Raw genomic sequence first — 18,351 nt, 5'->3', positions numbered from 1 at the left:
GTAGTGTTGCCCTCCGCAGGCGAACATGGCAACGATCTATGATATGATCGAGGTTACCTCGATCGCTTCTAACACCACTTACTCTACGGCCAACGGAAACGTGTTGGGCGTCGTGGACGGGGCCTTCGGCACCTCACTGGACGATGGTGAGTTCGATGTCGGCGACTTTATGAACATTCAGGGCGTCAATTACAGGATCGACGCCATCGGAGAACCGTCTTCGAACGGTTTTTTCCTAGAAGGCGACAATACACAAACCACTTTCAGCCCCGGTTCGGAAAGCAACCTCGACGTCGTCTTTCTGATCGTATCAAGCGGTGGAACCACGCGTCGCTTCATCATCCCGAACGACAGGTTCGGCGACATGAACGTTCAAGCCGTGCGTACCGGCGGGATCCAGAACGTCGGCGGTAGTGATGCCGCTGTGATCGGCACGACAAACAACAATGTGCAGACCGTCTGTTTCGCCGCCGGAACCCTGATCGAAGGCCCGAATGGAGTGCAAACGCCCGTCGAACGAATGGCTCACGGTGATCTGGTTCAGACGGCCGATCACAGATTGCAGGAAGTGCGCTGGATCGGCTGCCGCAAGATGACCGGTCAAGACCTTGTCGACCACCCGCACCTGCAGCCGATCCGGATCGCGCGCGGCAGCCTGGGCGACGGGCAGCCGGAAGACGATCTGGTCGTCTCACCGCAGCACCGCGTCATGGTCCGGTCGCGGATCGCGAGCCGTATGTATGGCGAGGAAGAAGTGCTTTTGCCCGCTAAATTTCTGCTGGGGCTGGATGGCGTGAGCGTCGACGCGAAGAGCACAATCACCGGCGTCGTCTACTACCATATCCTGTTCGACCGCCATGAGATTGTTTTTGCGAACGGGTGCGAGGCGGAAAGCCTGCATACCGGCCCGGAGGCCCTGAAATCACTGCCCGCTGACGCGATCTGTGAGATCAGGACGCTCTTTCCCGAATTGAACGACATCGACTACCGCGCGATTGGCGCACGCACCTTCGCCGAAGGCGCCAAGGGCCGTCGCTTGATCGAGCGTCATGCGAAGAACGACATGGCCCTCTGCGCGCACCAGTTGCACTGACGGCAAGCGAATGCCCTACCGGCGCAGCCACCCCACAAGCGCGGCGGTCGAGGCATCCTTGCCCTCCACGCTTTCTTCCCCGGCGATCACCGGCTCCAATGCCACGGCCAATTCCTTGCCAAGCTCCACGCCCCATTGGTCGAAGGAATTTATTCCCAGCAGAACGCCTTCCACGAAGACGCGATGCTCATACAGCGCCACGATCTTTCCCAGCGTTTCCGGGTCCAGCCGGTCGTAGAGCAGAGTCGTCGACGGACGATTGCCAGGGAACACCCGATGGAGCGCCTGCCGCTCCAGTTCGTCGCCGGAAAACTTCGATTTCACGGACTCTCGTGCGGCATCCAGATCGCGGCCGCGCAGAAGGGCTTCGGACTGTGCCAAGCAGTTGGCGATCAGCAGACGGTGCTGATGCTCCAACCCCTCTTCATGCCCGTGTCGACCCACCATGAACTCGCACGGCACGACGCGGGTGCCTTGGTGGATAAGCTGGTAGAAGGCGTGCTGGCCGTTCGTCCCCGGCTCTCCCCAGACCACCGGGCCGCTGTCGACAGGCAAGTCTTCGCCGTCCATCGACACGCGCTTGCCGTTGCTCTCCATCTCCAGCTGCTGAAGATAGGCGGGCAGGCGCAACAAGCGTTGCTCATATGGCAGCACGGCGCGGGTGGCGTAGCCGCAGCCCTGGTTGTGCCAGATGCCGGTCAGCGCCAGCATCACGGGCATGTTCATCGCGCCTTTGGCCTCGCGGAAGTGCTGATCCATGGCCTGTGCGCCGCGCAAGAAGGCGCGGAAGTTGCGGGGGGCGATGGCGATCATCAGCGACAGGCCGATCGGTCCCCACATGGAATAACGCCCGCCGACCCAGTCTTCGAACCCGAACACACGGGTCTCGGCGATGCCGAAATCGGCGGTCTTGTCGGTGGCGGACGACAGCGCCGCGAATTGCGCCGCCGGGTCGCGCACCTTTTCCGCCATCCACGCACGCGCGGTTTCGGCATTCGTCATCGTCTCGATAGTGGTGAAGGTCTTCGAGGCGACGATCACCAGCGTGGTCGTCGGATCGAGCCCCTGCAACACGTCATGGATATGCGCGCCGTCCACGTTCGACACGAAATGCACGCGCGGTCCATCGTGAAAGGGGGCCAGGGCCAGCGTCGCCATGGCGGGGCCAAGGTCCGAGCCGCCGATGCCAATGTTGACGACGTCGGTGATATCGCCGCCCGCGCCACGGAAATTGCCCTCACGCACCGAGCGGGCGAAGCCTTCCATACGGGCCAGAGTGCCCATGACGGGGGGCATCTGGTCTTCGCCATCCACCATGATCCGCCGACCATCCAGGTTGCGCAACGCGGTGTGCAGGACGGCGCGGCCCTCTGTCTCGTTGATGCGTTGGCCCGTGAACATCGCGTCGCGCCGCGCGGCCAGATCGGCGGCGTCACACAGGCCCAACAGCATGTCGCGCGTGTCCGCGTCGATGTTCGTCTTGGCGTAATCGAATCGCATGCCCAGAGCATCGACGCTGAAATCGTCCGCGCGACCCTCTGTCATCAGGTCCATGATCGACCGGTCGGCCACGGAGTTCGCTCGGTCCTGAAGGGCCTTCCAATCGGCTTTGGTCACGGCTTTGTCTGCGGGCATTCGGGGCTACTCCTTGGCCCAGTGCACGGTCGCTTCTTTCAGGACCAGTGCGATGGGCGCGTCTTCGGGTTTCATGGATTGCGCGCGTTCCAGCGCCTCGCGCTTGGCGTCGCCGATGATCAGAACGTGGGTCGACATCGCGCCGCGCAGCACCGGGCCGGTCAGCGTGATCCGTGGTTCCAGCCCCTCTGGTGCGTCGACCTCCATCACCGACGGCGCGCGCTGGTCCAGCGCGTCGGCCAGCTGCGGCGCGCCGGGGAAGAGCGAGGCGCAGTGCATATCCGCGCCCATGCCCAGCAGAAGGATCGACAGCGGCAATTCGGGCGCGATGCGCTTTTGCAAATCGTCCATCCCGACGCCCGGCCCCGGCACCAGCCGCACGAAGTGTGCCTTCGCTGCGTGCTCCTTCAACAACCGCTCACGTAACAGCCGTTCGTTAGAGCGCTCATGGTCCGGTGCCACCTTACGCTCATCGGTCAGCATGACGTGCACGCGGTCCCAATGCAGCCTGGCGCCCGACAGAATGTCGAAGATCGGCCCCGGCGTCGTGCCACCCGGCACGGCCAGAGAGGCGTGGTCATGCGCGGCCAGACAATTCGAGATCTCGGATGTCAGCCGGTCTGCCAACTCCATCATCATCAGATCGCTGTCGGGATATTCGATAAAGTCCATGGCCAACCTCCGGGTTCGTGCCGTCACATAGGGTGCGGCACCGCAACGGCGACCGCAACCAACCGACGCGCGCCCTACGCCTTGATCTCACGCCAGCGGCGGTTCTCGCGATGCAGCAACATGGCCGACTCCTCCGGCCCGGCACTGCCTGGATCGTAGGCGCAGGGCTTGTCGCCCTTGTCCTGCCAGCGTTCGATGATCGGATCGGTCCAAGCCCACGCCGCTTCGACCTCGTCGCCACGCATGAACAAGGTCTGGTTGCCGCGGATCACGTCCATCACCAATCGCTCATAGGCTTCGGTCACGTTGTCGTTGTCGGCCCCCAGAGCGTCCGCGAATGTCATGTCCAGCGGCACGTCGATCAGGCGCATACCGCCCGGTCCCGGCTCCTTGATCGTCACGCCCAGCGTCATGCCCTCATTCGGCTGCAAACGGATCGTCAGGATATTACGGTGTCGCCCGGCTTCCGCGCCGAAGATCGAGTGTGGCGCGTCCTTGAAGACCACCGCGATCTCGGACTGCCGCGCCTTCAGGCGCTTGCCCGTGCGCAGGTAGAACGGAGTGCCCGCCCACCGCCAGTTCGAGATGTTGAGCTTCATGGCGATGAAGCTTTCGGTACGGCTTTCGTCGTCTTCCACATCGGCGTGGTAGGAGTCTGTGTTCTTGCCGGCCTCGTACTGACCGCGCACGATGTCGTCGGGGGCCACGGGGTCGAGCGCGCGGATAACCTTCAGCTTCTCGTCGCGCACCGAATCGGGCTCGAATTGCGACGGCGGCTCCATGGCGATCAGGCACAGAAGCTGCATCAGGTGGTTTTGCACCATGTCCCGCATCGCGCCGGACTTGTCATAGTATTCGCCGCGCCCGCCGACACCCACGGTTTCGGCCACGGTGATCTGAATGTGGTCCACGTACTGCGCGTTCCACAGCGGCTCGAACAATACATTGCCGAAGCGCAGGGCCATCAGATTCTGGACCGTTTCCTTGCCCAGATAATGGTCGATCCGGTAGATCTGCGTCTCGTCGAAATGCTCGGCCAGCGTGGCGTTCAGCGCCTTGGCGCTTTCCAAATCGCGACCGAAGGGCTTTTCCACGACGATGCGCGTGCTGTCATCTGCGATGCCGTTGGAATGCAGACGCTCTGCCAGATCACCGAACAGCGACGGCGCGACAGAGAAGTAGAAGGCGCTGATGTGGTCGTCGCGGATGTGCTCTTTCAGCTCGGACCAACCCTTGGTGCCCTTCGCGTCGATCGAGACATAGCGGATCATTTCCAAAAAGCCCGCGACGGAGTTGTCGTCCAGCTTGTCAGCGTCCACGAACTCTTCCAACGCGGTCTTCACCTCGTCGCGGAACTCGGCATCCGTGTGATCGGTGCGGGCCGCGCCGATGATCTGGCTGCCCTCGGGGATTTGGCCTGCGCGAAAGCGGCGGAACAGGCCCGGCAGGATCTTGCGGCGGGCAAGATCGCCGGTGCCGCCGAAGATGGTCAGGTCGAACGGATCGACGGGAATGACGCGAGAGACCATGGACTGCTCCTTTGCGGTTCGCGCCTTCAGTTGCCCTACAAGCGCCGCGCGTCAAGGCCAATGTCATGCGCTAACACGCGTATGGTCTACCGGAAGTGTTTGGCCAGCTTCAGCCCCTGGCCCTGGTAGTTCGACGCGATCTCTCGTCCGTACAGGCGCTGCGGCTCTTCGGACATGCGCTCATACAGCAGCCGTCCGACGACCTGCCCGTGTTCCAACACGAACGGCGCCTCGTGGCAGCGCACCTCCAGCACGCCGCGCGCCCCTGCCCCGCCAGCGTCCGAATGACCGAAACCGGGATCGAAAAAGCCAGCGTAGTGGACTCTGAATTCGCCGACCATCGCCAGATAGGGCGCCATTTCGGCGGCATAGGCGGGCGGGATCGTCACAGCCTCTCGGCTGACGAGGATGTAGAATGCCCCGGGATCAAGGATGATACGGCCTTCGGTAGTGCGGATATCTTCCCAGAACTCCTGCGCGGGGTAGGCCCCGATCAGATCAAGGTCGATAACCCCGGTATGGGGCTTGGCGCGGTAACCGACCAGATCGCCTTTTGCGGGACGCAGATCGACGGAAAAGCCCAACCCGGCATCAATGACCGCCTCGCCATCGACCAACGGCTGATCGGCGTGGAGAGCGCGCAGGGCGTCATCATCCAGCACGGCATCGCCCTGCCGGAATCGCACCTGATTTAGCCGCATGCCGGGCCGGACCAGAACCGAAAACGAACGCGGGCAGATTTCGGCGTAGAGCGGGCCATCGTAGCCGTCGGGGATCCGGTCGAACTCTGTTCCGTCGTCAGTCACGACGCGCGTCAGAAGGTCCAGTCGTCCGGTGGAGCTTTTGGCGTTCGCCACAGCCCGCAGACCCAACGGCAGGGTCAGGCGCTCCATCAGTGGCACAAGGTAAACACAGCCCTTCTCCAGCACCGCACCCTCCGACAGATCGACACGGTGCATCGAGAATTCCGTCAGCCGATCAGCGACCTTTTTGCCGCGACCTGGCAGGAAAGAGGCACGCACGCGGTGGGCCACATGACCCAGACGCAGGTCCAGCGATGCGGGCTGGATCTGTTCGGGAATGATGGGGGGATCGGCTGTCAGGATGCCATCGGCGATCAGGCCTTCGATTGCCTGTGATGGGAGCACGCCTTGCATGGTGGTTCCCTTCTGATCGCCGGTAGCTGGTCGGGCTAGCAGGACTCGAACCTGCGACCTTCCGTCCCCCAGACGGACGCGCTACCAGGCTGCGCCATAGCCCGACTAGACCTGCGTTCTACCGATATGCACAGCAGGGGCAAGGGGGCGCGGGGCATTTTCATCGCCCTCTACATCCGAACGTTAAGATCACGCAGCAAAGCCTTGGCGCGCGCGGCAATGGGGGCGAATGTCTCGGCCTCTCGCTGGCGGGCAACGCGCCCTTTTGCGATCAGCGGCGCGATGCACAACGGCTGATTTGGCAGGGCGTCGAGGTCGGGCATGGGGATATCGGCCAGCTTCGACCCAGCCACATCATCCCCCTCTGCGACAACCGGGATCGGCACATCGACACTGGTCTCGCCCGGCGGTGGATTCGTTTCGACTGGCGCGGGTGCCTCGGAAGCGGGGTCGAGCGGTGCTTCGGTGTCCACAATCTCCGGAAGCGACCCGTCGCCCGTGACATCCGCGCCTTCGGAGGGCGACACGGGGCTCTCTTCCTGTTTCTGAACCGCAGGCTCAGCATCGTCGGCGTTGTCTGCCACCGCCGAAGCAGGCGGCCCGTCTATCACAGATTCAGCCGCTTCGCGTTCCGACGTCTCACCTTCGATCTGGCCGGTCAACGTCTGGACCGCTTCTGCGGCGGCGTCGTCCGGCTTCCACTCGTGCACCTGTCCGCCGTTGCCGGTATTCGGCACCAGGGTGATGACCTTGCCACTCACCTCTGCCAGATCGCTGTCCAACGCCGGGGACAGGGCCGAGACGTGCCGCACGCCTTCTTCGCGCAGCAGCTTCTGCACACCGCGAATTGTCAGGCCTTCATCGTGAAGCAAGCGTTTGATGCCACCCAGCAGTTCCATGTCGGCGGGGCGATAGTACCGCCGACCGCCCGCACGCTTGACCGGCTTCACCTGCGTGAAGCGACTTTCCCAGAAGCGCAGGACATGGGTCGGGACGTCCAGCCATTCCGCGACCTCACTGATGGTGCGGAAAGCGTCGGGAGATTTGGGCATTCTAGGCCTTGTTACCGGCAGCGATCCGGTCGCGCATCAGATGAGACGGACGGAAGGACAGCACGCGACGCGGAGAGATCGGCACCTCTTCTCCGGTCTTCGGATTGCGGCCCACGCGCGCGGCCTTGTCGCGCAACGCGAAGGTGCCGAAGGACGAAATCTTGACCGACTGGCCACTCGCCAATGCGTCGGACACATGGCCCAGAACCGATTCGACAAGCTGCGCGCTTTCGTTGCGGCTTAGCCCGACTTCACTATGCACGGCTTCGGACAGATCCATCCGCGTCAACGTCTTCGACATTTCAATCCCCCGATTTCGGGATCAGGATGCCGCAGGGTCTATGCCAAGTCAATCCAACGACTTGCGCGTGACGGTTGAGGTGAAAGCTTAGCTTACCAGCGCAGGACGACAGAGCCCCAAGCCAGTCCGCCGCCGATCGCTTCGGTCACGATCAGATCGCCACGCTTCAATCTGCCTTCAGCATACGCGACCGACAGAGCCAGCGGAATCGACGCTGCAGAGGTGTTGCCGTGATCTTGAACGGTAACGACCACACGGTCCATGCCAACGCCCATCCGCTGGGCGGTCGACTTGATGATGCGGATATTCGCCTGATGCGGCACGACCCATGTCACATCATCTGCGCCCAGACCGGCCTTGTCCAAAGCGGTATGGGCCGTCGCCGCCAGCTTTTCGACGGCGTGGCGGAAGACTTCCTTGCCCTCCATCCGCAGAAAGCCGGTACTCTGGGTGGTGATGCCGCCATCGACATACAGAATATCGCGGTGCCGCCCGTCAGAGTTCAGATCGGCTGCCAGGATGCCCCGGTCGTCGCTGGTACCCTCGCCCTCACCCGCTTCCAGCACAACAGCGCCCGCGCCGTCACCGAACAGCACGCAGGTGCTGCGGTCGCTCCAGTCGAGGATTCGGCTGAATGTCTCTGCGCCGATGACCAGAACACGCCGCGCCTGTCCCGCCACGATCAGCGCGTTGGCGGTGGACAGCGCGAAAACGAAGCCCGCGCAGACGGCTTGTATGTCAAAGGCGAAGCCCTGCGTCATGCCAAGTTTGGCCTGCACCATGGTCGCGGCAGAGGGAAAGGTAAGATCGGCGGTCGAGGTCGCGACCACGATCGCGTCCACCGCGTCGGCCTCTAGCCCCGCATCGGCCAAAGCGGCCCGCGCGGCGTGGGCGGCAAGGTCGGATGTCATCTCTTCGTCCGCGGCGAAATGACGGCGTTCAATGCCAGAGCGTGAGCGAATCCACTCGTCGCTGGTCTCGACCCACTGTTCGAACTCGGCGTTCGCGACCACCCGTTCTGGCAGGTAGTGGCCGACACCGATAATTCGCGCGCGTGTCACACTCATTCGGCCGACCCACCCGTTTTTGTTGGTGTCGACACGGCCGCGATTCGTGCAGCCAAGCGGCTGTTGAAGTCGCGCTGCGCCAGCCGGAACGCCAACTTGATCGCCGCCGACACGCCCGTGGCATCTGCCGACCCATGGCTTTTCACGACCGTGCCATTCAGGCCAAGAAACACACCGCCATTCACCCGACGCGGGTCGATCCGCTTTTGCAAACGCTTCAGAGAGGTGAGTGCCAGAAGAGCGGCCAGCTTCGACAGCGGCGAGTAATTGAACGCCTCGCGCAGCAGGTCGCGGATCAGGGCCGCCGTCCCCTCGCCCGTCTTCAGCGCGATGTTGCCGGTGAAACCGTCGGTGACGATCACATCGACGCGGTCGGACGGGATGTCGCCGCCTTCGACGAACCCCACGAAGTCATAATCCGCGTTGCCCGCGTGTTCGGCCAGAAGCGCATGCGCCTCCTTCATCTCCGTCCGGCCCTTGTGCTCTTCGGTGCCGTTGTTCAGCAGACCGACGCGCGGACGGTCGAGCTCTTGCCCGTTGCGCGCGTAGGACGCGCCCATCAGGGCGTATTGCAGCAGGTCGCGGGGGTCGGCCTTGATGTCGGCCCCCACGTCCAGCATCACGTTGAAGCCCGACGGATTTCGAGAGGGCCAGAGACAGGCGATCGCAGGACGATGCACACCCGGCAGCTTGCGCAAGCGCATGATCGACAGCAGCATCAACGCGCCGGTGTTCCCGCAAGACACAGCAACGGCGGCTTCACCGTTCTTCACCGCTTCGATGCAAGACCACATGGACGTGTTCTGCCCGTTACGCAGCACGTTCGACGGCTTGTCGGTCATGGACACGGTGTCGGGGCAATCGCGCAGCTCGACCCGGTCGGTCAGCTTGCGCTTCTTCACCAACGGCTCCAGCACATCGGCGGGACCGTGCAACAGGAAGCGGATGTCGGGATTTTTGTCAGCCGATTTCTCAAGCCCGGCCACAACTACGGCCGGCCCCTGATCACCGCCCATCGCATCGACGGACAGCACTATGGGGCCGGTGCGATCCCCGACCCCGTCAAATCTGGATGCTTGAGAGGCGACGTCAGCCATCGGCTGCGCCGGCCTTACGCTGCGTCGTCGTCGAGATCGATCTCGTCGGCCTGCGCGATGATCTCACGCTCGGCGTAGTGACCGCAGGCGCCGCAAACGTGGTGCGGGCGCTTCAGCTCGCCACAGTTCGGGCATTCGGCCGGGTTGGCCGCAACCAAGGCGTCGTGGGACTGGCGCATACCGCGGCGCGACTTGGTGATCTTACTCTTGGGGACTGCCATGACAGGTCCTTCGCAGGTCTGGGAGGGGCGCGTTGCGGCCCTGCAGGGAAAACGGATTGAGGCCGCGCAATACGCCTAACCACGGGAGGGATCAAGCCCTGCCGCGCGGGCTTTTGCACAGGGCAGCCGAGCGTTACGCTTCATCAACCGCAGTCCAGGAAAGACACCGCCATGGCCCTTCTGTTCGATGCCCCTACCCCGTTCGTTCTACCGGTCGAGGGGCGCGGCGCCTATCCCGTCCGCCGTATATTCTGCATCGGACGCAACTACGCCGCCCACGCCGCTGAAATGGGCAATGTGGTGGACCAGGAGAACCCCTTCTTCTTCACCAAATCCCCCGCCCACGCCGTGCATCCCGGCGACTGGCGCTACCCGCCCGGATCCGGCGATGTGCATCACGAGGTCGAGTTGGTGATCGCCATGGGCGGCTCTGGCGTACTCGCAGCGGGCGTCGGGCTCGACATGACGCGCCGCGATTTGCAGGCCACCTGCAAGGACAAGCGTCACCCGTGGGACGTGGCAAAAGATTTCGAGGGCGCGGCGATTCTTGCGCCGATGCGCGTGGTGGATGATCTGGATGCGCTGGATATCGCACTCGACGTGAACGGAGAGGCGCGCCAGTCCGGCAACACGCGCGACCTGATCCAACCGATCCCAGCGATTCTGTCGTATCTGGGGGCGCTATACAAACTTGGCCCGGGCGATCTGGTGATGACCGGCACACCATCAGGGGTTGGCCCCGTGGTGCGTGGCGACCGGCTGACAGGGCGGATCGACGGACTGCCGGACTTGCAGATCACGGTCGTCTAAAGAGCGCCCTGCCGCGCATCATGTCGTCACATATACGTCATGCAGACGTGCGATCCTCAACCTGCTCGACATGCCACACCATATAGGCCTTGCGCGGTTTCAAGTCGCACATATAGTCGAGCCAAGCGTGGGGCGGATCCTCCGCCCCGGACCGGCAGGTTACGAGGCGAGGAACATATTGCATGGGCCCAGACTTCAGGACGAGCTTCGTTCGCGAACCCAACAGCCTTAGGCACCACCCTGCCCTTGTGCTCAACGCCGATTACCGTCCGCTCAGCTACTATCCCCTGTCACTCTGGCCATGGCAGGACGCCGTGAAGGCCGCGTTCCTCGACCGGGTGGATATCGTTGCCGAATACGACGCGGTGGTGCGGTCGCCAACGACCACGCTGCGCATCCCGTCCGTCGTGGTGCTGAAAGACTACGTGAAACCGCAGAAGCGCGTCGCCTTCACTAGGTTCAATCTGTTCCTGCGCGACGAATTCCGCTGCCAATACTGCGGCTCTACCGGCGATTTGACCTTCGACCATGTGGTGCCGCGCGCACGCGGCGGGCGGACAAGCTGGGAGAACGTGGTCGCCGCCTGTTCGCGGTGCAACCTGTCCAAAGGCTCCAAGAACCTGCGCGATTCTGGCCTATCGCTGCGAAAGGCCCCGCGCGTTCCCGGCGCGGAAGAGCTGAAGAACATGGGCCGACGCTTCCCGCCCAACCACCTGCACGACAGCTGGATGGACTTCCTGTATTGGGATGCGGAACTAGAAGCTTGAAGTCCGACGGAGTGCCCGATGTTGGATGGCTCATCGGCCCATTAACATCTTTTTTTCGTAGCTGACTTTTTCAACTACGAAAAAAAGATGTTGTCGCGCGTCAAAACAAGCCCCCTACCGCACCGTCAAAATCTCGCCCAAAGGCTTCTTCTGGCCCGCGTGCTTCGGGACCTGCGCATTGTCTGCCGCATAGCCCACAGCGAGAATCATGATCGGCTTCTCATGCTCGGGCCGCTCGCAAATCTCGCGCAGGAACCCCATGGGAGCAGGCGTGTGCGTCAAACAATCCAGCCCCGCCTGATGTAACGCCGCGATCAGGAAGCCGCAGGCGATGCCCGTGCTTTCGGGAACGTAGTAGTGCTTGAACCGCTCACCCGTCGCGTCGATCCCGTAGCGCTGCGCGAAGACGACGATAAGCCAAGCGGCATCTGTCAGATGCGGCTTGTCGGCGTCGGTGCCGATGGGGGCCAGCGCGTCCAGCCATGCGTCGCCTGCAGCCCCGTCGTAAAAGGCGCGCTCTTCCTCTTCCGCCGCCTGCCGGATACGCGCTTTCAGATCAGCGTTCTGGATCGCCACGAAATGCCAAGGTTGGTGATTGGCCCCCGAAGGCGCCGTGCCCGCGATGGCGATGGCCTGCTCGATAGCGTCCCGCGGCACTGCGCGGTCCGAAAAGTCGCGTACGGTTCGGCGCTTGGACATCAGGTCACGTAGATCCTCCAACGCAGAGACTGGATCAGCGGGGCGATCGCGGACGGGTAGAGGTTCTGGAATATAGCTCATGGCCGCGATCATCCCCGGATCGGCCGCCTGCGCAAGGCAAAGGCCGCCCCGAAGGACGGCCCCTGCCCGATCATGAGGGAAATCAGTGATCTTGGTCTTTAGTTAGCCGCTTGGCCAGCCGGGAGAAGGACCCGGTCGATCACATGAACGACACCGTTCGATTGCGTGACGTCAGCTTGAATGACGCTGGCCTCGCGCCCGTTCTCATCGCGCAGCATCAGGGTGTCACCTTCCATGTAGGCCGTCAGCGTGCAGCCACCCACGGTTTCCACGGGATGCTCGCCACCGTCGTCGGAGATCATCCCCATGATGGCCGTCGAATCGGCATTGGTCGAAACCACATGGCATGTGAGGATCTGTGCAAGCTGATCCTGATTTTCGTCCATCATCAATTGCTCGAGCGATTCATCGGAAAGCATGCCGAACGCGTCATCGGTCGGCGCGAAGACGGTGAAGGGACCTTCGCTGCCCAGCGTCTCTACCAGCCCGGCCTGCGCGGCGGCGGCCACCAGCGTGGTCAGGTTATTCGCGTTCGATGCGTTTTCGGCGATGGTCATGTCGGGCATCATTTCTGCGCCTCCGACCATCGGGTTGTCTTGCGCGTAGGCGGTGCCTGCAACGGCGATGGCGGCTGCGGCGGTAAGTGACTTGATAAACATAGTTCTCTCCCAGTTGGCTTGGTTGCCTGAAGGAGTCACGTGTCAGTAGACGGATTGTTTCATCACATGAAGGACACGGTGCTGTGATCAGCGCAGGTTCGCCGAACCAAGCTCAGAACCGCCCGAAGCGTCTCGCGATGCGCATCCCCTTGCGGGCGCGCTTCACGTTTTGCGCCGATTGCTGACGTTTTGCGCGGTCCTCCGGCGTCATCTGGTCAGGCGCATTGCCCGGTCCCAGCGTTTTGTTCAGCCCGGCATTGATGCCGCGCTTCATCAGGGTGCGGACCAGCATCCGTCCTGCCATCGAAATGATCGAGTTCATGTTCAAGGTGCATCCTCCGCATCGGGGTCAACGAACATATCGGTCTGCTCGGCCTCCGTGTCATCCCCCTCTGGGGCGGTATCCGGCGAAGGACGGTTTTCCAACAGTCCGGCGGCGCGCAGGTCCTTCAGGCCCGGCAAGTCGCGCGCGGTTTCCAGGCCGAAATGGTCCAGGAAGGACTGCGTGACCACGAAGGTCACAGGCCGACCGGGGGTCTGACGACGCCTGCCGAAGCGAATCCATTCCAGTTCCAGCAGTTGGTCCAGCGTTCCGCGCGACACGGCCACGCCGCGGATCTCTTCGATTTCGGCACGGGTGCACGGCTGGTGGTAGGCGACGATGGCCAATGTTTCGATGGCCGCGCGCGACAGCTTGCGCGTTTCGGTCGTCTCGCGCGCCATCAGGAAACCCAAATCTGGCGCAGTGCGAATGGCCCAGGCTTCTCCCACACGCACCACCTGCACGCCGCGCCCTTCGTAGCGCTTGCGGATCTGCTCAAGCGCGGCGGCGGCGTCACAGCCGTGGGGCATCCGGGCGTTCATGTCGGCGACCGTCACAGGGTCGGACGAGGCAAAGAGGATCGCTTCGACCATGCGCTCCTGCTCGGCCAGTTCCGGCGCGTCGAAAAGGGGGCGTTCGTCAGTCATCGCGGCGCTTAATCTGGATGGGGGCGAAGGTTTCGCCCTGTCGGATGGCGATCTTGCCGGCCTTCACCAGTTCCAGCGAGGCCGCGAAGTTCGCCGCCGTGGCAGAGCGTCGGCGCACCGGATCGGCATCCCAACCGTCGGGCATGTAGCTGGACAGGTCCGTCCACGCGCCCGCGAAGCCAATCAGGCCACGCATCCGGTCCAGCGCCTCTTCCATCGTCATCACGCGGTCGCGGTCCATGACGAAGGGGCGGAACTCGTCCTTTGTGCGGATGCGGGCATAGGCTTGCATCAGGTCCATCAGCGTCGCGGTGTAAGTCACGTTCCGCACCCGCTCGACCCGTTCAGGGATGCCGCGCGGAAAGAAGTCGCGGCCCTTCTGGTCGCGGGCCATCAGCTTGGCGGCAACGTCGCGCATCGCTTCCAGCCGTTCCAACTGGAAAGCAAGGTGCGCAGCAAGATCTTCGCCCGATGGCCCTTCGTCCGCCGGATCGGGGGGCAGCAGCAGGCGGGATTTCAGAAAGGCGAGCCATGCGGCCATGACCAGATAGTCGGCAGCCAGTTCGATCCGCAGTTCTTTCGCCTTTTCGACGAAGGCCAGATACTGCCGCGCCAAGGCCAGAACGCTGATCTGGCGCAGATCGACCTTTTGCGTGCGAGAGAGGGTCAGAAGCAAGTCCAGCGGGCCTTCGAACCCATCCACATCGACGATAAGCGCCTCTGCCGCGACGCGCTCGGCCACATGGGTGGCGAGGTGCTCGACCTCAGCCACTCAGGTTCCCGTCCAGCTCGCTCAACTCGAACGCCAGCCGCTCTGGATCGGCGAGTTCCGGCAGACGGCGGCGGGCCAAGGCGGCCTCTGCGCGGCGCGCGGCGGCGTCTGTCATCGGGCCACACGCGTCGATGCAGCCTTCCATCTCTGCGCGGTTGCCGTTGCAATGCAGAACCACGTCGCAGCCGGCCTCGATCGACGCGGCGGCGCGGTCGGGGATAGAGCCACCCAGCGCTTCCATCGAGATATCGTCGGTCATCAGCAGACCGTCGAAGCCGATTTCCTCACGGATCAGCCAGATCAGCCCAGCGTCCTGCGTGGCGGGTTTGCCACCCAGCGCGGTGTAGGTGATATGCGCGGTCATCCCCATGGGCAGGTCGGAGAGCGCGCGGAATGGCGCGAAATCAGCCTCTAGCGCGGTCTTGTCGGCATCGACGCGCGGCAGGTCCTTGTGGCTGTCGACCTGCGCGCGGCCATGACCGGGCATATGCTTCATCACGGGCAACACACCGCCCGCCAGCAGTCCTTCGGCGGTGGCACGGGCGTTGGCAGTAACAGTCTCTGGGTCGCGCCCGAAGCAGCGGTTGCGCAGGAAGGGATGAGTCTCGGGCCGCGCCACGTCACAGGTGGGTGCGCAGTTCACGTCGATACCGACGGCCTGCAGCTCCATCGCCTGAAGCCGCGCGCGTAACCACATGGCGCGGACGGGATCTGCGGCGGTATCGGCGTGGGTCAAAGGCGGCGGCCAGCTGCGCCATCGCGGCGCCTTCAGCCGCTGCACGCGCCCGCCCTCTTGATCGATCAGGATCGGCGCACGCCAGCCAACCGCATCCCGCAAGGCATCGGTCAGACGCAACAGCTGGTCGGGATCTTCGACATTGCGCCCGAACAGGATGAAGCCCCACGGGTCCGCCTCGGCAAAGAAGGCCGCTTCCCCGCGCCCGAGCGTCGTGCCCGCGCAGCCAAGGATCGCGGCGGACGTCACCGCACTTCGACCGGGATACAGTCGGCCTGTGCCGCCGTCAGGGCCGAACAAAAACGACGCGCTTCAGCCAAGTCCTGGAACCCTTCGGCGCGCAGCCGGAAGAAGGTCTTGCCGCCCGATACCGCTTCCTGGATCACCATGCGCTTGCCGGCGAAGAAGTCGGTGAACTTGCCACCGATCCGCGCCCACTCAGAGCGGGCCACATCGGTCGACGCATAGGCACCCAACTGCACCAGACGCGTCCCCTTCGGCAGCTCGTCGATCGAGACTTCCGCCGTGGCGCTGGTCTGAACGGCATTCGTCACCGATACCGGGGTCGTCTGGGCGATGGTGTTCCACTCGGGGCGCGGCGCGGGGCGCAGCGCGACAAAGGGCGCATCCTCGACCAACGGCGGCGCGTCGTTTGCCGTCAACGCTTCGGCAATGGCGATGTCGATAGGATCGGCGTCTTCCGGGCGGTCGTCGAGGGGGGCGGCATCCACGATTTCCAACGCTCCATTTGACCCGTCCCGATCGTCTGTCTCCTCCACGACCAGCACGTCAGGCGCATCATCCTTTGCGGCTTCGGCCTCTGCCACGCGCGCCCGTCCGATCAGGTCGCCCCACGGTGCGTCATCTTCGGCCAAGGTCGCAACTTCGGGCGCCAGCCGCACTTCGTCCACCGGACCGGCAGCCGTACCGACGGCCGCGATTTCGTTCACCTGAAGGCCCTGATGCGGGGCGGTCATGCCACCGGGATCATCGGGCTGGGTGCGGAACGCGCCCTCTATCGCCTCGATCACCGGCACACCGCTGACGTCGCGCACCATTAGCTTGTAGCCCCACACACCCATGCCAATCACCAGCGCCGCCGAAACGGCAGCCCCCGTGACGTTGACCAAAGTCTGGGCCCTAGCGGCGCCACCGATACCTCCGGCCGAGCGATACTCGCCCGTGTCGTAACCATATTCCGTCATGCCTGCCTCGATCCGCGACGTCGTTCGCTGCGCCGCGTCTGTTGCTCTGCCTCTGTCCGGTCCCGTGCGCTCAGCGCATCTCTTCCACCGGATCGACGCCAAGGATACCCAATCCTGCCGCAATCACAACGGAAACGGCCAGCGGCAGAGGAATCTTGCCCGCTGTCGCATCGGAGTCACTATCGTGCAGGAAGCGGATCGCATGGTCGCCGTCGCCCGCATTCCACAGCGAGTTGAACACTTGCGCCAGTTCGCCAAGGTAGAAAGCGATGCGGTGCGGCTCGTGCGCCTTGGCTGCGATCTCGACGATCCGGGGGAACTCGGCCAGCTTCTTGGCAACCTCGATCTCGGCCGGATGGGTCAGGTTCGGCGTACCGGGGGCCACACCCATGCCGTCCGCCTTGCGCATCACCGACCGGATACGGGCATGGGTGTATTGCACGTACCACACCGGATTGTCGCGGCTTTCCTCGACCGCTTTCGCCAAGTCGAAGTCCAGCGGCGCGTCGTTCTTGCGCGTCAACATCAGGAAGCGGACGACATCCTTGCCGACCCGCTCGACCACGTCCGACAGCATCACGAAGGTGCCCGCGCGCTTGGACATCTTGAACGGCTCGCCCTTGTCGTACAGGCGCACAAGCTGGCACAGCTTGACGTCCAGCGGCACCCGCTCATCCGACAAGGCAGCCACAGCCGCTTTCATCCGCTTGACGTAGCCGCCGTGATCGGCGCCGAAAACATCGATCAGCTGGTCGAAGCCCCGGTCGATCTTGTCCCAGTGGTAGGCGATATCGGGCGCGAAATAGGTCCACGCGCCGTCCGATTTCATCACGGGCCGGTCCACGTCATCGCCGTAGGCGGTCGAGCGGAACAGAGTCTGTTCGCGCGGCTCCCAATCGTCAGGCAGTTTGCCTTTAGGCGGCTCCAGCGTGCCTTTGTAGATAAGCCCCTTGCCGTCCAGTTCCTTCAGAGCCTCTTCGATCCGGCCCGTGCCATACAGGGACTTTTCGGAATAGAAGACATCCATCTTCACGCCGAGAGACGCCAGATCATTGCGGATCAGGGTCATCATCGCTTCGGTTGCGAACTCCCGCACATCGGCGAGCCACGCATCCTCTGGCTGGCCGACGTAGGCGTCGCCCACGCGTGCCTTCAGCCCCTCACCCACGTCCTTCAGATAGTCGCCGGGATAGGTGCCATCGGGGAAGCTCACCTCCTGCCCGTGCGCCTCCAGATACCGCAGGTAGACGGACCGGGCGAGCACATCGACCTGCGCGCCCCCATCGTTGATGTAGTATTCCCGCGTGACGTCGTAGCCCGCGAAGGCCAGCAGGTTCGCCAGCGCATCCCCGAAGACGGCACCGCGCGTGTGGCCCACGTGCAAGGGCCCGGTGGGGTTGGCCGACACGTATTCCACGTTGACCTTCGCCCCGGCCCCCAGCTTCGACGCACCGAAACCGGCCTCTTGCGCGCGACTGACAACATCGGACCACAGCGCCGACGACAGCCGCAGGTTCAGGAACCCCGGCCCGGCCACGTCCGCGCTTTCCACGACGTTCAGCGATCCAAGCCGCGCGGCGAGGTTCTGCGCCAGATCACGTGGCTTCATGTCCGCAGGTTTCGCCAGCACCATCGCGGCGTTCGTGGCCATGTCGCCATGGGCGGCTTCGCGCGGAGGTTCGACCGCGACATTGTCGAACGACAGCCCCTCTGGCAATTGCCCCGCGCGCACCATGTCGTCGAGGGCAGCAATCACGTGGGTGCGCATGTCGGCGAAAAGGTTCATGGGGGCGGCTCCAGGCTGAATAACACCCCGCGACCTACGCCCC

The 18,351-nt window shown here is 63.6% G+C and carries 20 protein-coding genes and 1 tRNA gene; 3 read left to right on the top strand and 18 right to left on the bottom strand.

Translation table 11 applies throughout. The features are described 5' to 3' along the window. Positions 1–25 precede the first annotated feature (25 nt). A complete protein-coding gene (locus FIU81_RS05775; protein WP_254696014.1) occupies positions 26–1,093 on the top strand; it encodes a Hint domain-containing protein in 1,068 nt (355 codons plus the stop codon). 15 nt (positions 1,094–1,108) lie between these two features. Here the strand turns inward: FIU81_RS05775 and pgi are convergent, their stop codons facing one another. The 10 genes from pgi to rpmF form a co-directional block, all read right to left on the bottom strand. Further along, a complete protein-coding gene (gene pgi / locus FIU81_RS05770) occupies positions 1,109–2,728 on the bottom strand; it encodes a glucose-6-phosphate isomerase (RefSeq protein WP_124112618.1) in 1,620 nt (539 codons plus the stop codon). 6 nt (positions 2,729–2,734) lie between these two features. Next, entirely contained in the window at positions 2,735–3,400 is a 666-nt protein-coding gene (gene pgl, locus FIU81_RS05765) for a 6-phosphogluconolactonase (RefSeq protein WP_124112617.1), read from the bottom strand. 74 nt (positions 3,401–3,474) lie between these two features. After that, positions 3,475–4,929, bottom strand: coding sequence for a glucose-6-phosphate dehydrogenase (zwf, locus tag FIU81_RS05760; RefSeq protein ID WP_124112616.1), 1,455 nt, complete (start codon positions 4,927–4,929; stop codon positions 3,475–3,477). 86 nt (positions 4,930–5,015) lie between these two features. Beyond that, on the bottom strand, positions 5,016–6,086 hold the full coding sequence (locus tag FIU81_RS05755; protein WP_124112615.1) for a 2'-deoxycytidine 5'-triphosphate deaminase: 1,071 nt from the start codon (positions 6,084–6,086) through the stop codon (positions 5,016–5,018). A gap of 27 nt (positions 6,087–6,113) precedes the next feature. Beyond that, positions 6,114–6,190: transfer RNA gene (locus FIU81_RS05750), tRNA-Pro, on the bottom strand. 66 nt (positions 6,191–6,256) lie between these two features. Beyond that, on the bottom strand, positions 6,257–7,138 hold the full coding sequence (locus tag FIU81_RS16945) for a MerR family transcriptional regulator (RefSeq protein WP_254696013.1): 882 nt from the start codon (positions 7,136–7,138) through the stop codon (positions 6,257–6,259). Between the two features lies 1 nt (position 7,139). Beyond that, positions 7,140–7,439 carry an integration host factor subunit alpha gene (gene ihfA, locus FIU81_RS05740; RefSeq protein ID WP_124112614.1) on the bottom strand — a complete coding sequence of 100 codons (300 nt, stop codon included), beginning with the start codon at positions 7,437–7,439 and terminating at the stop codon, positions 7,140–7,142. A 92-nt stretch (positions 7,440–7,531) separates the two neighbouring features. Then, complete coding sequence (locus FIU81_RS05735; protein ID WP_124112613.1) at positions 7,532–8,506, bottom strand: beta-ketoacyl-ACP synthase III; 975 nt, start codon at positions 8,504–8,506, stop codon at positions 7,532–7,534. Then, positions 8,503–9,603: a phosphate acyltransferase PlsX gene (gene plsX, locus FIU81_RS05730; RefSeq protein WP_124112612.1), complete on the bottom strand. Its 1,101-nt coding sequence runs from the start codon at positions 9,601–9,603 to the stop codon at positions 8,503–8,505. Before plsX ends, FIU81_RS05735 begins: the two co-directional genes overlap by 4 nt. 14 nt (positions 9,604–9,617) lie before the next feature. Then, positions 9,618–9,824, bottom strand: a complete 207-nt coding sequence (rpmF, locus tag FIU81_RS05725; protein ID WP_124112611.1) for a 50S ribosomal protein L32 — start codon at positions 9,822–9,824, stop codon at positions 9,618–9,620. Positions 9,825–9,995: 171 nt separating this feature from the next. Between rpmF and FIU81_RS05720 the strand changes: the two genes are divergently transcribed. Both FIU81_RS05720 and FIU81_RS05715 read left to right on the top strand, forming a co-directional pair. Beyond that, the gene (locus tag FIU81_RS05720; protein WP_124112610.1) at positions 9,996–10,634 is read left to right on the top strand and encodes a fumarylacetoacetate hydrolase family protein; all 639 of its coding nucleotides are present in this window, start codon (positions 9,996–9,998) and stop codon (positions 10,632–10,634) included. A 182-nt stretch (positions 10,635–10,816) separates the two neighbouring features. Beyond that, positions 10,817–11,401, top strand: a complete 585-nt coding sequence (locus tag FIU81_RS05715; protein WP_124112609.1) for an HNH endonuclease — start codon at positions 10,817–10,819, stop codon at positions 11,399–11,401. Positions 11,402–11,515: 114 nt separating this feature from the next. On the opposite strand, the gene FIU81_RS05710 is transcribed toward FIU81_RS05715, so the two are convergent. The 8 genes from FIU81_RS05710 to argS all read right to left on the bottom strand — a co-directional run bounded on the left by FIU81_RS05710 (position 11,516) and on the right by argS (position 18,308). Next, the gene (locus tag FIU81_RS05710; protein WP_254696012.1) at positions 11,516–12,181 is read right to left on the bottom strand and encodes a nitroreductase family protein; all 666 of its coding nucleotides are present in this window, start codon (positions 12,179–12,181) and stop codon (positions 11,516–11,518) included. A gap of 98 nt (positions 12,182–12,279) precedes the next feature. After that, positions 12,280–12,840, bottom strand: coding sequence for a fasciclin domain-containing protein (locus FIU81_RS05705; RefSeq protein ID WP_124112607.1), 561 nt, complete (start codon positions 12,838–12,840; stop codon positions 12,280–12,282). Between the two features lie 112 nt (positions 12,841–12,952). Then, entirely contained in the window at positions 12,953–13,162 is a 210-nt protein-coding gene (locus FIU81_RS05700; protein ID WP_124112606.1) for a hypothetical protein, read from the bottom strand. 2 nt (positions 13,163–13,164) lie between these two features. Further along, the gene (gene scpB / locus FIU81_RS05695; RefSeq protein WP_124112605.1) at positions 13,165–13,809 is read right to left on the bottom strand and encodes an SMC-Scp complex subunit ScpB; all 645 of its coding nucleotides are present in this window, start codon (positions 13,807–13,809) and stop codon (positions 13,165–13,167) included. Then, positions 13,802–14,581 (bottom strand): segregation and condensation protein A, encoded by a 780-nt coding sequence (locus tag FIU81_RS05690; protein ID WP_124112604.1) that lies wholly within the window; start codon positions 14,579–14,581, stop codon positions 13,802–13,804. Before FIU81_RS05690 ends, scpB begins: the two co-directional genes overlap by 8 nt. Beyond that, entirely contained in the window at positions 14,574–15,566 is a 993-nt protein-coding gene (locus FIU81_RS05685; RefSeq protein ID WP_124112603.1) for a glycoside hydrolase family 3 N-terminal domain-containing protein, read from the bottom strand. The genes FIU81_RS05690 and FIU81_RS05685 overlap by 8 nt, the downstream gene beginning before the upstream one ends. Continuing rightward, the gene (locus FIU81_RS05680) at positions 15,563–16,522 is read right to left on the bottom strand and encodes an SPOR domain-containing protein (protein ID WP_124112602.1); all 960 of its coding nucleotides are present in this window, start codon (positions 16,520–16,522) and stop codon (positions 15,563–15,565) included. The genes FIU81_RS05685 and FIU81_RS05680 overlap by 4 nt, the downstream gene beginning before the upstream one ends. Positions 16,523–16,592: 70 nt before the next feature. Beyond that, entirely contained in the window at positions 16,593–18,308 is a 1,716-nt protein-coding gene (gene argS, locus FIU81_RS05675) for an arginine--tRNA ligase (protein ID WP_124112601.1), read from the bottom strand. Positions 18,309–18,351 lie beyond the last annotated feature (43 nt).

This window comes from Palleronia sp. THAF1 (genome assembly GCF_009363795.1).
Classification (GTDB): domain Bacteria; phylum Pseudomonadota; class Alphaproteobacteria; order Rhodobacterales; family Rhodobacteraceae; genus Palleronia.
This window is presented reverse-complemented; position numbering and strand designations above follow the sequence as displayed.

Excerpts from the sequence above, each read along its gene's own strand:
- FIU81_RS05775 (WP_254696014.1), top strand. The coding sequence starts at position 26 with ATGGCAACGATCTATGATATGATCGAGGTTACCTCGATCGCTTCTAAC.
- pgi (WP_124112618.1), bottom strand. The coding sequence starts at position 2,728 with ATGCCCGCAGACAAAGCCGTGACCAAAGCCGATTGGAAGGCCCTTCAG.
- pgl (WP_124112617.1), bottom strand. The coding sequence starts at position 3,400 with ATGGACTTTATCGAATATCCCGACAGCGATCTGATGATGATGGAGTTG.
- zwf (WP_124112616.1), bottom strand. The coding sequence starts at position 4,929 with ATGGTCTCTCGCGTCATTCCCGTCGATCCGTTCGACCTGACCATCTTC.
- FIU81_RS05755 (WP_124112615.1), bottom strand. The coding sequence starts at position 6,086 with ATGCAAGGCGTGCTCCCATCACAGGCAATCGAAGGCCTGATCGCCGAT.
- FIU81_RS16945 (WP_254696013.1), bottom strand. The coding sequence starts at position 7,138 with ATGCCCAAATCTCCCGACGCTTTCCGCACCATCAGTGAGGTCGCGGAA.
- ihfA (WP_124112614.1), bottom strand. The coding sequence starts at position 7,439 with ATGTCGAAGACGTTGACGCGGATGGATCTGTCCGAAGCCGTGCATAGT.
- FIU81_RS05735 (WP_124112613.1), bottom strand. The coding sequence starts at position 8,506 with ATGAGTGTGACACGCGCGCGAATTATCGGTGTCGGCCACTACCTGCCA.
- plsX (WP_124112612.1), bottom strand. The coding sequence starts at position 9,603 with ATGGCTGACGTCGCCTCTCAAGCATCCAGATTTGACGGGGTCGGGGAT.
- rpmF (WP_124112611.1), bottom strand. The coding sequence starts at position 9,824 with ATGGCAGTCCCCAAGAGTAAGATCACCAAGTCGCGCCGCGGTATGCGC.
- FIU81_RS05720 (WP_124112610.1), top strand. The coding sequence starts at position 9,996 with ATGGCCCTTCTGTTCGATGCCCCTACCCCGTTCGTTCTACCGGTCGAG.
- FIU81_RS05715 (WP_124112609.1), top strand. The coding sequence starts at position 10,817 with ATGGGCCCAGACTTCAGGACGAGCTTCGTTCGCGAACCCAACAGCCTT.
- FIU81_RS05710 (WP_254696012.1), bottom strand. The coding sequence starts at position 12,181 with ATGAGCTATATTCCAGAACCTCTACCCGTCCGCGATCGCCCCGCTGAT.
- FIU81_RS05705 (WP_124112607.1), bottom strand. The coding sequence starts at position 12,840 with ATGTTTATCAAGTCACTTACCGCCGCAGCCGCCATCGCCGTTGCAGGC.
- FIU81_RS05700 (WP_124112606.1), bottom strand. The coding sequence starts at position 13,162 with ATGAACTCGATCATTTCGATGGCAGGACGGATGCTGGTCCGCACCCTG.
- scpB (WP_124112605.1), bottom strand. The coding sequence starts at position 13,809 with ATGACTGACGAACGCCCCCTTTTCGACGCGCCGGAACTGGCCGAGCAG.
- FIU81_RS05680 (WP_124112602.1), bottom strand. The coding sequence starts at position 16,522 with ATGACGGAATATGGTTACGACACGGGCGAGTATCGCTCGGCCGGAGGT.
- argS (WP_124112601.1), bottom strand. The coding sequence starts at position 18,308 with ATGAACCTTTTCGCCGACATGCGCACCCACGTGATTGCTGCCCTCGAC.